Origin of the sequence: Gluconacetobacter diazotrophicus PA1 5, assembly GCF_000067045.1 — a bacterium.
Lineage (GTDB): Bacteria > Pseudomonadota > Alphaproteobacteria > Acetobacterales > Acetobacteraceae > Gluconacetobacter > Gluconacetobacter diazotrophicus.
Genome location: NC_010125.1, coordinates 2,029,429 through 2,042,960 on the forward strand (window position 1 = coordinate 2,029,429; position 13,532 = coordinate 2,042,960).

Annotated in this window: 10 protein-coding genes; all 10 read right to left on the reverse strand. The window is 70.0% G+C overall.

Annotation, left to right across the window (positions count from 1 at the left end; translation table 11 throughout):
- Nucleotides 1-18 precede the first annotated feature (18 nt).
- The 10 genes from GDI_RS09505 to hydA all read right to left on the reverse strand — a co-directional run bounded on the left by GDI_RS09505 (nt 19) and on the right by hydA (nt 13,421).
- The gene (locus tag GDI_RS09505; protein ID WP_041249376.1) at nt 19-1,308 is read right to left on the reverse strand and encodes an allantoate amidohydrolase; all 1,290 of its coding nucleotides are present in this window, start codon (nt 1,306-1,308) and stop codon (nt 19-21) included.
- Nucleotides 1,302-2,894 carry a gamma-glutamyltransferase family protein gene (locus GDI_RS09510; RefSeq protein ID WP_041249377.1) on the reverse strand — a complete coding sequence of 531 codons (1,593 nt, stop codon included), beginning with the start codon at nt 2,892-2,894 and terminating at the stop codon, nt 1,302-1,304. Before GDI_RS09510 ends, GDI_RS09505 begins: the two co-directional genes overlap by 7 nt.
- 3 nt (nt 2,895-2,897) lie before the next feature.
- A complete protein-coding gene (locus GDI_RS09515; RefSeq protein ID WP_041249378.1) occupies nt 2,898-4,262 on the reverse strand; it encodes an AtzE family amidohydrolase in 1,365 nt (454 codons plus the stop codon).
- The gene (locus GDI_RS09520) at nt 4,259-4,480 is read right to left on the reverse strand and encodes a DUF4089 domain-containing protein (protein ID WP_012225689.1); all 222 of its coding nucleotides are present in this window, start codon (nt 4,478-4,480) and stop codon (nt 4,259-4,261) included. Before GDI_RS09520 ends, GDI_RS09515 begins: the two co-directional genes overlap by 4 nt.
- A 63-nt stretch (nt 4,481-4,543) precedes the next feature.
- Nucleotides 4,544-5,998 (reverse strand): NAD(P)-binding domain-containing protein, encoded by a 1,455-nt coding sequence (locus GDI_RS09525; protein WP_012225691.1) that lies wholly within the window; start codon nt 5,996-5,998, stop codon nt 4,544-4,546.
- A gap of 191 nt (nt 5,999-6,189) precedes the next feature.
- Complete coding sequence (locus GDI_RS09530) at nt 6,190-7,116, reverse strand: LysR family transcriptional regulator (protein WP_012225693.1); 927 nt, start codon at nt 7,114-7,116, stop codon at nt 6,190-6,192.
- A complete protein-coding gene (gene xdhC / locus GDI_RS09535; RefSeq protein ID WP_012225695.1) occupies nt 7,113-7,976 on the reverse strand; it encodes a xanthine dehydrogenase accessory protein XdhC in 864 nt (287 codons plus the stop codon). The genes GDI_RS09530 and xdhC overlap by 4 nt, the downstream gene beginning before the upstream one ends.
- A 12-nt stretch (nt 7,977-7,988) precedes the next feature.
- A complete protein-coding gene (gene xdhB, locus GDI_RS09540) occupies nt 7,989-10,370 on the reverse strand; it encodes a xanthine dehydrogenase molybdopterin binding subunit (RefSeq protein ID WP_041249379.1) in 2,382 nt (793 codons plus the stop codon).
- Entirely contained in the window at nt 10,363-11,856 is a 1,494-nt protein-coding gene (gene xdhA, locus GDI_RS09545; protein WP_012225699.1) for a xanthine dehydrogenase small subunit, read from the reverse strand. The genes xdhB and xdhA overlap by 8 nt, the downstream gene beginning before the upstream one ends.
- A gap of 137 nt (nt 11,857-11,993) precedes the next feature.
- A complete protein-coding gene (gene hydA, locus GDI_RS09550) occupies nt 11,994-13,421 on the reverse strand; it encodes a dihydropyrimidinase (RefSeq protein WP_012225700.1) in 1,428 nt (475 codons plus the stop codon).
- Nucleotides 13,422-13,532 lie beyond the last annotated feature (111 nt).

Sequence of the window (13,532 nt, forward strand, 5' to 3'; positions counted from 1 at the left end):
CCGTATCCTCCATTGTCTTCACTGCGTACCCTGTTGTGCCGAAGCCGCTGCCCGGGCATCGAACCGTTCGATAAAATCCGTCATCGCCCGCAGGGCCAGATCGGCATCCTCGACCCGGACGGCCTCGGCCGGGTTATGGCTGATACCGCCGGCGCAGCGGATGAACAGCATGGACATCGGCGCCAGCCCGGCCATCACCATCGCATCGTGCCCGGCCCCGCTGACCAGGGTGCGCGGCGCGATGCCCATGGCGTGCTGCACCGCCTGTTCCATCAGGCGGGTCAGGCCGGGATCGTTTTTCGTCGCCTTCAGGTCCTGCTGCAATTCCATGTCCAGCGTCACCTGCCGGGCCCCGGCGATCCCGGCCAGCGCCGCGCGGACCGCCTCCGCCGCCCGGTCGCGCACCGCGCCGGTCCCGGCACGGATATCGATGCTGAATTCGACCGCGCCGGGCACCACGTTGGGTACGCCGGGACGGACCTCCATCCGGCCCACCGTCGCCACCAGGTCGTCCGTGCCGGCGCCGCCAATCCGTTCGATGGCCAGCACCATCTCGGCCGCCGCCGCCAGCGCGTCACGGCGCAGCCGCATGGCCATGGTGCCGGCATGCCCCGCCACCCCGCACACCGTGGCGCGAAAGCGGAACTGCGCCGCAATGGCGCTGACGACGCCCAGCGCGCGATCCTCGGCCTCCAGCACCGGGCCCTGCTCGATATGGGCCTCGACATAGGCCAGCACGTCCTCGCGCGGCCGCGCGGCATGGTCCAGTCGTGCCACGTCCAGGCCGAAAATCTCCAGCGCCGTGGCCAGGCTGGTACCGTCCGCATCCAGCAGGTCCAGGTCCTGGCCCGCCAGCGTGCCGGCAACGGCGCGGGTGGCCAGCATCGAGACGGGAAAGCGCGATCCTTCCTCGTCCCCGAAGCCGATCACCTCGATCGCGAAGGGAAAGCGGCGGCGGCGTTCGGCGAACCAGGCGACGGCCTCGATCCCCAGCATGACGCCCAGCATGCCGTCATAGCGGCCGGCATCGCGCACGCTGTCGACATGCGACCCGATCATCAGCGCCGGCGCGTCGGGTGATTGGCCTTCATACCGGCCGAGGATATTGCCGGCGGCGTCGATCCGCGCCGTCATGCCGGCCTCGGTCATCCAGGCCGCGATCCGGTCCAGCGTCGCGGCGTGCCCCGCCCCCAGATAGGGGCGGAAAAGCCCCGCCGGGTCGTCCGAATACGGGGCCGTGCCCAGTTCGTCGCACCGCACGACCGCGCGGATGCCGGAGGCCGTCTCCCGCATCGGGGGAATTACCATGCCGCCACCATGCCGTCGCTGCGCGGGTCTGTCGCGCCCTCGATCAGGCCGGACGGGTGCAGCACCAGCGCGCCCGCGTGGCCCATGGTGGAGGTAAAGGCCGGCATGGCCTCCAGCACATGCCCGGCTTCGCCCAGCCGGGCGATGACTTCCGGCGCGAAGCGGTCCTCGTATTTCAGGGTGGTGCTGTCCTCGCCCCAGGTGCGGCCCAGCAGCCAGCGCGGGGCGGTCACCGCCTGCTGCAACCCGATGCCGTAGCGGGCATAGCGGGTGAACAGCGCGGCCTGGGTCTGGGGCTGGCCCTCGCCGCCCATGGTGCCGTAGACCATGGTGCGCCCGTCATCGAACCGGGCGGCGGCGGGGTTCAGCGTATGGAACGGCTTGCGCCCCGGGCGCAGCGCGTTCCAGCCATCTTCCGCCAGGCGGAAGCTGGCGCCGCGATTCTGCCACAGCACCCCGGTGCGCGGCAGGACCACGCCGGACCCGTATTCGAAATAGACGCTCTGGATCATGCTGACGGCCACGCCGTCGGCATCCACTGCCCCCATCCACACCGTATCGCCGGCCTGCGACGGATGGGGCCAGGGCGCGGCCCGGGCCGGGTCGATCGCCAGCGCCATGCCGTCCAGCGCCAGCGTGTCGTCCAGCACCGCCTGCGCGTCCACGGACATGAAGGCGGGATCGCCGACATGGGCGTCGCGATAGCGGAAGGCCTGCTTGGTGGCTTCGACCAGCCCGTGGACGTGATCGAACCCGTCCGGCTGGTCCGCGCGCAGCCGGTCGAAGATGGCCAGGATCAGCAGCGACGCGACCCCCTGGGTCGGCGGGGCCATGTTGAACAGGCGCGCGCCCGTGACATCGACATGCAGCGGCGGCCGGGCGCGGGCCTGGTGGGTGTTCAGGTCGGCCAGGTCCAGCGGGCTGCCCAGCACGCGCAGGTCCTGGGCCATGTCGCGGGCCAGGGCGCCGCGATAGAAGGAATCCAGCCCGTCCGAGGCCAGCCGGCGAAGGGTCTGGGACAGCGCCGGGTTATGCAGCATGTCACCCGCCCGGGGCGCACGCCCCCTCGGCAGGAAGACATCGCGAAAGCCCGGAATGCCGGCCAGTTCGTCCATTTTCGCCTGGGTCAGGGCGGCCCCGCCCTCGGTCACCGGCACGCCCTGTTCGGCGTAGTAGATGGCATCGCGCAGCAGCCGGTGCAGGCTCAGCCCCGGCTGCTGCGCGTGGCTCCAGGACAGGGCGAGGTCCCAGCCGGAGATCGTGCCCGCGACCGTGTTCGCGGCCAGCGGGCCGCGCCACGGAATCGCGTCCCGACCCGCCGCGCGATAGAAATCCAGGTCGGCGCGCCGGGCCGCCGCGCCGCAGGCGTCGATCGTCTCGGTCCGGCCGTCGGGCCACAGGACCAGCCAGAACCCGTCGCCGCCGATCCCGGTCATGTGGGGATAGACGACGGCCAGGGCGGCGGCGGTCGCAACCACCGCCTCGATTGCCGTGCCGCCGTCGCGCAGCACGTCCAGTCCGGCCTGGCTGGCCAGATGATGCGGGGACGTCACCATCCCGCGCTGCGAACGTGGCGTATGCAGCATGGTCTATCGTCCCTTCGGAAGCGGAACCTTCCCGGCCACGCCGGCGGCTTCCAGCGCCGCGGCCACGGCAAACAACGCGGGCTCGCCCCCCGGGGCTGCGATCAATTGCAGGCCGAGCGGCAAACCCCCGGTGCCCAGCAGCGGAACGCTGAGGATCGGCACCCCGGCCAGGCTGAGCGGCTGGGTATACAGGCCCAGGTTGGCGCGGGCGGAAACGGCCTGCCCGTCCACGACGATGGTCGGCTGGTCGATCAGCGGGGCCTCGCCGACCGTGGCGGGGGCGATCAGCACATCGGCCGTGCGGAACGCGGCGTGGATCTGTTCGCGGAACCACGCACGGAAGCGATGGGCCTGCAGGACCGTCGCGGCGGGCAGCAGGGCGCCGGCGATCAGCCGGTCGCGCGTCGCCGGGTCGTATTGCAGGGCGCGGCGGCGCAGGCGCGGCAGGTGCAGCATGCCGCCTTCCGCCGCCGTGATCAGGAACGACGCCGCACGCGCCCGCGCGACCTCCGGCAGTTCCACCACCGGAAGATGGCCCAGATGGCCCGCCACGGCGTCGATGGCCGCCGCCAGCGGGGCGGACACGTTTTCGGCGAACCAGCCGCCCAACCGCGCCACCCGCAGGTCGGACAGGACCGGCAGGGCCGGCATCGGGGCGCCATTCATCGCTTCATGGACCACGCGCAGGTCGGCCAGCGTACCCGCGAACGGTCCCACCACGTCCAGGCTGGCGGCGAAGGGATACGCCCCTTCTCGCGGGACGGTGCCGAAGGTGGGCTTCAGCCCCCACACGCCGCACAGCGACGCCGGAACGCGGATCGACCCGTTGGTGTCCGACCCCAGGGTGAACGGCAGGAAGCCGGCCGCCACGGCGGCGGCGGACCCGCCCGACGACCCGCCGGCCAGCCGCGCCGGATCATGCGGGTTGCGGGTGATGCCGTAATGCGCGTTGTCGGTGGCGAAGCCGTAGGCGAATTCGTCCATGTTCAGGCTGGCCAGCGGGATGGCCCCCGCCGCGCGCAGCCGCGCGATCACGGTGGCGTCCTGCACCGCCGGACGCGCCTCGCGCAGGACGACGGACCCTGCGGTCGTGACCTCGCCCTCGACATCGAACAGGTCCTTGACGCCGAAGGGCACGCCGGCCAGCGGGCCGGGGTCTTCGCCGGCCGCGATGCGGCGGTCGATCTTCTCGGCCTCGGCCACCGCGCGGGGGCCGAAGATGCGGGTTACGCTGTTGACCCGCGTGTCACGGACCTCGATCGCCGCGATGGCGGCGGTGACGAAGGATACGGCATTGCGCCGCCCCTGGCGGATTTCGGCCGCGATGGCCAGCGCATCGGCCGGACCGGCCGCAACGGGCGCGCTCATGGGCGGTATTCGAAAGCGGGTTCGCACGTGTCCGGCAGCGCGAAGCCATGGACCAGGTCGGCATAGCGCCGCAGCAGGGCCCGGTTGGCCAGCACGCCCGGCATGCAGACGTCGGCGATGGTCAGGCCGACCTCGCGCGCCGTGGCGGCGACGAGCGCCGCATCCGGTATCGTGTCAGGTGCACTCTTGGGGGGGGCATCGCCTTGGTTGTCGGTCATCGACTTGTCCTCGTTCCGTGGTCCCTGCCGCATCGTATGGCGTGCGGCAGGGCCTGCAACGGATCATGCATCCGGAGGATCGAGGCTGACCAGTTCCGGCGTTACATAACTGAGCAGATTGTCCAGGTGCCAGGCGCCGTCGGCCACGAACAGGTCGCGCCCCAGGCCGCGCGCCAGCCGCTCCACGCCGAATCGCATGCCGCTGATCGAAGCTCCCGACAGGCCCATGCTGGGCGTCGCGCCGAAGGTGAAATTATGGATGTTCGCCAGCATCGTCGCCAGCGGATCGCGCGGATCGCGGGGCTGGAACTGATAGGCGTCGCCCAGATAGGCATGGGCCCCCAGCAGCGCGCTTTCCTCGCCGTCCGGCGGGGTGAAGCGGTCGCGCCACAGGGCGACCGACCCGGCGAAGGAGGCCAGTTCCGGACGCAGGTTCAGGTCGGTGGCGAAGCCGGTGCCGATGATGACGAAATCGAATCGCTTTTCGCCGTCCGGGGTGCGGACGACGACTTCGTCGCCATCCATCTCCGCCCCGGTCCAGCCGCATCCGGTATGGTACGAGAAGGTCGGATGCCGGCGGCAGCGCCAGAACGTATCCTGCGGCGGTGGCTGGTTCAGTTCGTAGATATGGCGCATGAACTGCCAGCGCAGCGTATCCGGCAGCGACGGGAAATGGGCCAGGAAACCCGTGTTTTCCATCCAGCGGTACGGGTTGACCGACGGAATGACGCGCCGCCGCAGGCACAGCGCGACCGACGCCGCGCCCTGTTCCAAGGCGGTCGCGGCGTTGTCGAAGGCCGAGGCCCCGGCCCCCAGCACGCCGATCCGCTTGCCGCGCAGAGCCGCGAAATCGATGTCTTCGGACGTGTGGGCGAAGCGCTCGCGCGGCAGGTTCTCGCGGATGAAGGCCGGGACGTTCCACGCGCCGTTGCCTTCGATGCCGGTCGCCAGGACCAGCTTGCGGGCCAGATGATGATATTCCCGCCCGGCCGCGTCACGGAAGGTCAGGCGCAGCAGGCCGTCCACCCATTCCACATGCTCGAACGACCGGTCGTTTTCGACCGGCAGGCCCAGCGTGTCGCGATACCAGTCCAGATAGGCCTGCCAGTCGCCGCGGGGAATCTTGTCCAGGTCTTCCCACGCCTGCACGCCGTAGGTGGCTTCGTACCACGCGCGGGGCGTCAGGTTGGGAATGCCCAGGTCGGGACCGGTGACGTATTTCGGCGTCCGCAGGGTGATCATGCGGGCATAGGTGATCCACGGCCCCTCGCCGCCGCGCGCCGCGCGATCGAAGATACGGACATTCGTGATATTGCCGCGCTGCAGGGCGAACGCGGTGGCCAGTCCGCCCTGCCCGGCGCCGATGATGGCGACGTCCAGCACCGGTTCACCGTTGCGCGAAAAATTCGGCGTCCAGTCGTGACGGGGGTAGCCGATAACGGCCAGGTCGCGTCGGACCGCGGCGGTCAGCGCCGCAAGCCCCTCTTCTGATGGAAGAGCACTGCTGTCGGCGGCCATCCTCGGCTCCTTCTGTCGATATTGATCCGGTAGGCATGCCACGTGCCGGGCGGATGGTCCGTGTCCCCCGACACGGACCGAGTTCCCCAACTCGCACCATCCCGGAACCGAAACTAACCGGATCGCCCGGTGTTTCGTCCAGTATAATAAAAAGACCAATCCGTTGCTGAAACAGGAACGGATAGAGCCACTTACATCGCCTGCAGCGTTGCCCGTATTTCGGCGATCAGCCGTTCAAGCGCGGGCGGCAGCCAGCGGGCATCGCGGACATAGACGCCCAGGTCGGTCACGGCACGCGGATCGGCCAGCGGCACATGGACCAGGGCGCCGCGCTGGATGTCGAATTCCAGCGCCAGCCGGGACTGGAACGCCAGCCCCGCCCCGGCCGCCACCATGCGGTTGGTCAGTTCGATGGACCCGGTTTCCAGCACCACGTCCAGCCGGTCGCGCCAGGGTCGCAGCATGGGTTCCATGACCCGGTGGAGCGACAGCGACCGGGTGGGCAGGATCAGCTTGTGGCCGATGCACTCCTCGATCCGCACGCGGCGCTGGCCGGCCAGCGCATGGTTGGCGGGCATGATGACGCCGACCGGGAAATTCGCGACCGCGACCCGGCGCAGTTCATCCGGCGGGTCCAGCGAAAAGGCGATGCCCAGGTCGGTGGTGCCCCCGGACAGGGCCGCGATGATGGCGGCGGGCGAGCCGGTTTCCGCCTGCAACTGGACGTCCGGACAGGTTTCGGTCATGCGCGTCAGCAGGCGGGCCATCAGGTCGCCCGCGACGCCTTCGACCGCCATCAGGCTGACGCGTCCGCCGCGCATGCCGGCCAGGGCCGCGATCTGCTCGTCCGTGCGCACGGCGTCCTGCATGACGGTGATGATATGGCGGGCGACGATTTCGCCCACCGCCGTCAGCACCATGCCGCCCGGCAGCCGGTCGAACAGCGGCGACCCGATTTCGTCCTCCATCTGCGCGATCTGGCGCGTCAGGGCGGACGGGGTGACGTTCAGGCGGCGCGCGGCCTCGCGGATCGACCCGAAATCGCGCACCGCGTTGAAATACACGATGCAGCGCGCATGCAGCCGCAACATATGCGCGGTCCGGCCCGATGCCCTCATGCCGTATGCCTCATGCCGATCCCTTCCGCCCCGTTGCTCTCTTCCATTCCGGCATTGTCATGCAACAATCGTTCCACAATTTCGGCGGCGACCAGGGCGGCGATGATTTCGGGGCGCTTGTCGCGGATGCCGCGATCGCCGATCGGGCAGACCAGGGTCTCGATGCGGTCCTCGCCCAGGCCCAGGCTGCGAAAACCGGCCTCGAACCGCCGCCGCTTGGTCTTCGACCCGATCAGTCCGACATACCGGAAATCACCCCGTTCCAGCGCCGCGCCGACGATCAGCGCATCCAGCGCGTGGCTGGGCGTCAGCACCAGGGCGCCGGCGCCGGGCGGGGCGGCGGCAATGGCGCTTTCCCAGTCGGCGGTGACGCGGATTTCGACACTATCGGGGACCGTGCCGAATTCGGCGGCACGCGGATCGATCCAGACCAGGCGCAGCGGCAGGGGGGCCAGCGCGCGGGCCAGCGCCCGCCCGACATGCCCCGCGCCGAACAGCAGCAGCACCGGCCGCGCCGCGCGCGCGGCCAGCCCGTCGCGCACCAGCGCATCCAGCAGCGCGTCGTCCGCGCGTTCGATCCGCACCCGCACCACGCCGCCGCAGCACTGGCCGATTTCGGGGCCGAGCGGCACGTCATGTTCCCCGGCCTGACCCTGTCCGGCCAGCAGGGCCCGCGCCCGGATCACGCTGTCCCATTCCAGATGGCCGCCGCCGATGGTCCCGGCCTGCGCGTCCGGTGTGACCAGCATGAACGACCCGGCCTCGCGCGGGGTGGACCCGCGGGCGGCGCGGATCGCGATCCGGGCGATGGGCTGCCCGGCGGGCCGCCAGAGATCAAGCGCGGCCAGGATCTCGTCCATCGCGAGACCCGCTCAGCCGACGGGACGGGTTGCCGCAAGGCCGCGCATCCGCTCCGCCGTGCGCAGGATCGTCTCGGGCGTCGCGGGCGCGTCCAGCCGGGGACAGGTGCGGTAGCCATCGATGCTGGCCAGGGCGTCGGATATGGCGTGCAGGACCGCCACCCCATGCACGAAGGGCGGCTCCCCCACCGCCTTGGACCGGAAGATCGTGTCCTCGCGATTGGGGGCGTGGTCCAGCAGCTTCACCGTGAACCGGCGCGGCCGGTCGGAACAGGCCGGGATCTTGTAGGTGCTGGGGGCGTGGGTGCGCAGGCGGCCGGACGCGTCCCACACCAGTTCCTCGGTCGTCAGCCAGCCCGCGCCCTGGACGAATCCGCCCTCGATCTGGCCGATATCGATCGCCGGATTCAGCGATTGTCCGGCATCGTGCAGGATGTCCACCTGTTCGATCCGCGTCTCGCCGGTCAGCAGGTCGATCGCGACCTCGGCGCAGGCGGCGCCATAGGCGAAATAGAAGAACGGCCGCCCCCGCCCGGTCTCGGCGTTCCACGAGATTTTCGGCGTCTTGTAGAACCCGCTGGAGGACATCGACACCCGGGCGAAATAGGCGGCGCGGGTCAGGTCCGGGAACGGCACCACGGTCGCGCCGACATGCACGCCATCCGGCAGGAACCGGACCTGGGCGGCATCCACGCCCCAATGGCCGGCCGCGAATTCCACCAGCCGATCCTTGATCCGGCGCACCGCGTCCAGCACCGCCATGCCGTTCAGGTCGGCGCCGGACGAGGCGGCGGTGGCGGATGTGTTGGGCACCTTGCCGGTCGTCGTCGCGGTGATGCGGACGCGGTCGGCCGGCAGGCCGAATTCGCGCATGGCGATCTGTACCATCTTGGTGTGCAGCCCCTGCCCCATTTCGGTCCCGCCGTGATTCACCTGCACCGACCCATCGGTATAGACATGCACCAGCGCGCCGGCCTGGTTGTAATGCGTGGCGGTGAAGGAAATGCCGAACTTGACCGGCGTCAGCGCGATGCCGCGCCTGATATGCGGGCTGCCCTCATTGGCGGCGCGCAGGGCGGCGCGGCGCGCGCGATAGGCGCAGTCATCGGCCAGCTTCGCCATGATGTCGGCCGAAATCGAATCCTCGACCGTCATGTGATAGGGCGTCAGGTCGCGCGTGCCGGTGCCGTAGACGTTGCGCAGGCGGACATCCAGCGGGTCCAGACCGGTCGCGAACGCGATTTCCTCGATCACGCGTTCCGCCGCGACGATGCCCTGCGGACCGCCGAAACCGCGATAGGCGGTATTGGACTGGGTGTTGGTCTTCAGCGGTTCCGACCGCAGCCGGACATCGGGGTAGTAATAGGCGTTGTCGGCATGAAACAGCGCGCGGTCGGTCACCGGGCCGGACAGGTCGGCCGACCAGCCGCAGCGGGCCGCCAGCACCATGTCCACAGCGCGGATGCGGCCGTCATCGTCGAATCCGACATCATAATCGACCACGAAATCATGCCGCTTGCCGGTCATCATCATGTCGTCGTCGCGGTCCAGCCGGATCTTGGCCGCCCGCCCCGTCAGTTCCGCCGCCAGCGCCGCCAGGCAGGCCGGGGTGTTGGCCTGGGTTTCCTTGCCGCCGAAACCGCCGCCCATGCGGCGGATTTCCGTCGTCACCAGATTGCTGGGCCGGTCCAGCACATGGGCCACCATATGCTGGGTTTCGGTCGGATGCTGGGTGGAGGACCAGACCCGCATCTCGCCCTCCTCGCCGGGTTGGGCCATGGCCGCCTGGCCTTCCAGGTAGAAATGCTCCTGCCCACCCATGGTGATGCGCCCCGCCACGCGGCGGGGCGACGCGGCCAGGCCGGACGGGGCATCGCCGCGCTGCATGGTCAGGGGCCGCCAGACCATGGCGCCACCCGCCGCGCGGGCCTGCGCGATGTCCAGGATGGCGGGCAGGTCCTCGTACTCGATCCGCGCCAGCCTGGCCGCGTGCCGGGCCTGCAGGCGGGTTTCGGCCACCACGGCGAAGATCGGCTGGCCGTAATAGGATACCAGGTCCGTCGCGAGCAGCGGTTCGTCATTGCGGCCCACCGGGCTGACCTGGTTGTGGCCGGGAATATCCGCCGCCGTCAGCACCCGCACGACCCCGGGGGCGGCACGGACGGCATCGAGGTCCATCGAGACGATCCGGGCATGCGCCCGCGTGCTCAGTCCCGGCACGACATGCAGCAGTCCCTTCGGTTCGGGCATGTCGTCGATATAGGCGGCGGCGCCGGCGACATGCATCGCCGCACTTTCGTGCCGCAGGCTGTGCGACGCGCCGCCCGTCACGACGGTGCCGGGAACGGCGTCAGGAAGGGCACCAGAAATGGGGGCCGATATCGTATCACGCATGGATCGCGGCCTCGCTCCGTCCGGCCAGCCGGGTTTCGGGCCGACGCGCGCCGGGGGCGGTCTCGGCGAACAGCCGGGTCAGCAGGTTGGCCGCGACCGTGCGGCGGTACCAGTCGCTGGCCCGCATGTCGGAAATCGGCGCGAAATCGGTAGCGATGGCGGCCCGCGCGGCCTGCAGCGTCGCCTCGGACCACGGATGGCCGCGCAGGGCTTCCTCGGTCGCGCGGGCCCGCCTGGGGGTCGCCGCCATGCCGCCGAAGGCGATGCGGGCGTCGGTGATGGTGCCCGCATCGTCCAGCGTCAGCGCGAAAGCGCCCAGCAGGGCCGAGATATCCTGGTCGAACCGCTTGGAGACCTTGTAGGCCCGGAAAACCTGTCCCTGGCGCAGGGCGGGAATGGTCACGCCCTCGACGAATTCGCCGGGTTGGCGGTCCTGCTGGCCATAGGCGAGGAAATAATCCTCCAGCGGCATGTTTCGCCGCACATCGCCCCGGCGCAGGTGCAGCGTCGCCCCCGCCGCGATGAAGACCGGCGGCCCGTCCCCGATCGGCGAGCCGTTGGCGATGTTGCCGCAGACCGTCCCGGCGTTGCGCACCTGGGTCGAGCCGATCCGCCGCACGATTTCACCCGCGTCCGGCAGCAGGCCGGCCAGGGCGTCGCGCGCGTCCTCGTAGGTGACGGCCGCGCCGATCCGCAGCCCGTCCGCCGTGCGGTCCAGCCGCTTCAGGTCGGGGACCTGGCCGATGGCGACGACATGCGGCAGGGTGCGCAGCCCCTTGGTGACCCACAGCCCGACATCCGTGGCCCCGGCCACGATCGTGGCCTCGGGATCGGCCAGCAGGGTGGCGGCCAGCGCGTCGGCGTCCGCGGGAATGGTCAGCCGGGCCGCCGGACCCGAGATGTTTACCGTCTGGCCGTCCCGCAGGGCCGACAGACGGTCGGCAATCGCGGCGGCCTGCGCGTCGAACCGGTCGGACCCCGCCGCCATCGCCTGTTTCATGGCGCGGACGATCGGGGCGTAGCCGGTACAGCGGCACAGATTGCCGGCCAGCGCGTCGTCGATCGGCCCGTCCTCGGCCACCGCGCCCGGTTGCTTGCGGTAGGCGACCATCGACATGACGAATCCCGGCGTGCAGAACCCGCATTGCGATCCGTGCAGGTCCACCATCGCCTGCTGCACCGGATGCAGCGTGCCGTCCGGCGCGCGCAGATCCTCCACCGTGAAAAGCTGCGCGCCGTCCAGCATGGACACGAACTGGATGCAGGCATTCACCGCCCGCCAAGCCAGGCGCGGGCCATCGGGGGGGCCGCCGTCCAGCCGCGCCACCAGCACCGTGCAGGCCCCGCAATCGCCCTCGTTGCAGCCTTCCTTGGTGCCGGTCCGGCCGCGCTGCTCGCGCAGCCAGTCCAGGACCGTCAGGGTCGGGGAAAAGCCCGACAGGTCGTACAGCGTGTCGCCCAGGTAAAAGCGGATATGGTCGCGCATCGTTCGGTTCCGTAACGCTGCGGCCGCCCTGTCCCCCTCAGGGCAGGCGACCGGAACTCAGATCAGGCCCGCCTCCCCCGAGACCGGCCCGACTGCCCAGTCTAGGCGTCAAAATCCGAAGGGCAAGGAATGTCTCTTCACCGCCCGGCCGCAACGGCGTTCCGCCTGGCCTGGGCCGCCATGTCGGGGGCGAAGCAGGGCCGTTCGACGTAACGGCCGGCACCGCGCACCGTGCGCAGGTCGCCATCCGACCACACCACCCGGCCTCCGCTGATCGTATGACGCGCCAGGCCGGTCAGGGTCATGCCTTCATAGACATTGTAATCGACGTTCTGGTGATGGGTGGCGGCCGATACGGTACGGCTGGAATCGGCGTCCCACAGGACCAGGTCGGCATCGGCGCCCGGCGTGACGGTGCCCTTGCGGGGATGGATGTTGAAGATCTTCGCGGCATTGGCCGAGGTGACGGCCACGAATTCCTCCGGCGTCAGACGCCCGGTACGCACGCCGTGGTGCCACAGCACGCTCATCCGGTCCTCGATACCGGGGGTGCCGTTGGGGATTTGGGTGAAATCATCGCGTCCCTGCTGCTTCTGGCCGGCGCAGAAGCAGCAATGATCGGTCGCCGTCGTCTGCAACTGGCCCGAGGCCAGGCCCGCCCACAGGGCGTTCTGGTGATGTTTCGGGCGGAAAGGCGGGCTCATGACATGCCGGGCGGCGCCCAGCCAGTCCGGGTCGGCATAGACACCGTCATCGATCACCAGATGCTGGGCCAGCACTTCGCCATACACGCGCTGGCCACGGGCGCGGGCGGCGGCGATGGCGGCGGCGGCTTCCTCGGTCGAGACATGCACGATATAGACCGGCGCGCCCAGCAGGCCGGCAATGGCGATGACGCGCTGCGCGGCCTCGCCCTCGACCGCGGGCGGGCGGGACCGGGGATGGGCGGCGGGGCCGGTCACGCCGCGCGCCAGCAGATCCTGCTGCAGGTAGGCGACGGCGTCACCGTTTTCGGCATGCACGTTGCACAGCGCGCCCAGTTCCAGCGCGCGGCCGATCGAACGGAGCAGCACACCGTCATCGACCATCAGCGCCCCCTTGTACGCCATGAAATGCTTGAAGGAATTGACCCCGCAATCCCGGGTCAGGATGCCCATCTCGTCATGCACCCGCTGGTCCCAATGCGTGACCGCGACATGGAACGAATAGTCCGAGACCGCCTTTTCGGCCTTGGCCCGCCAGTCCTTCCAGGCGCCCAGCAGCGATGTCCCCGGATCGGGAATCACGAAATCGATGATGGTCGTCGTGCCGCCCGCCACCCCGGCGGCGGTTCCGGTCTGGAAATCGTCGCTGGAGACCGATCCCATGAACGGCATTTCCATATGGGTGTGCGGGTCGATCCCGCCCGGCATGACCAGAAGCCCGCCGGCATCGAGGACGTCGCAGCCCACGGGCACGTCCAGCGCCGGCCCGACGGCGGCGATCCGCCCCGCGTCGTCGCACAGCACGTCCGCCCGCCGCGACCATTCCGCCGTCACGACCGTGCCACCACGCACCAGAAGCATCGCGATCCTCCATTCTGTGTCACAAGACGCGGGCGGGCATTCACGGTTTTGCGGCTTGCGCGCCGGGCGGATTGCCGAAAACGTAACGCTGGTGTCCTGCCTCCGAAATTA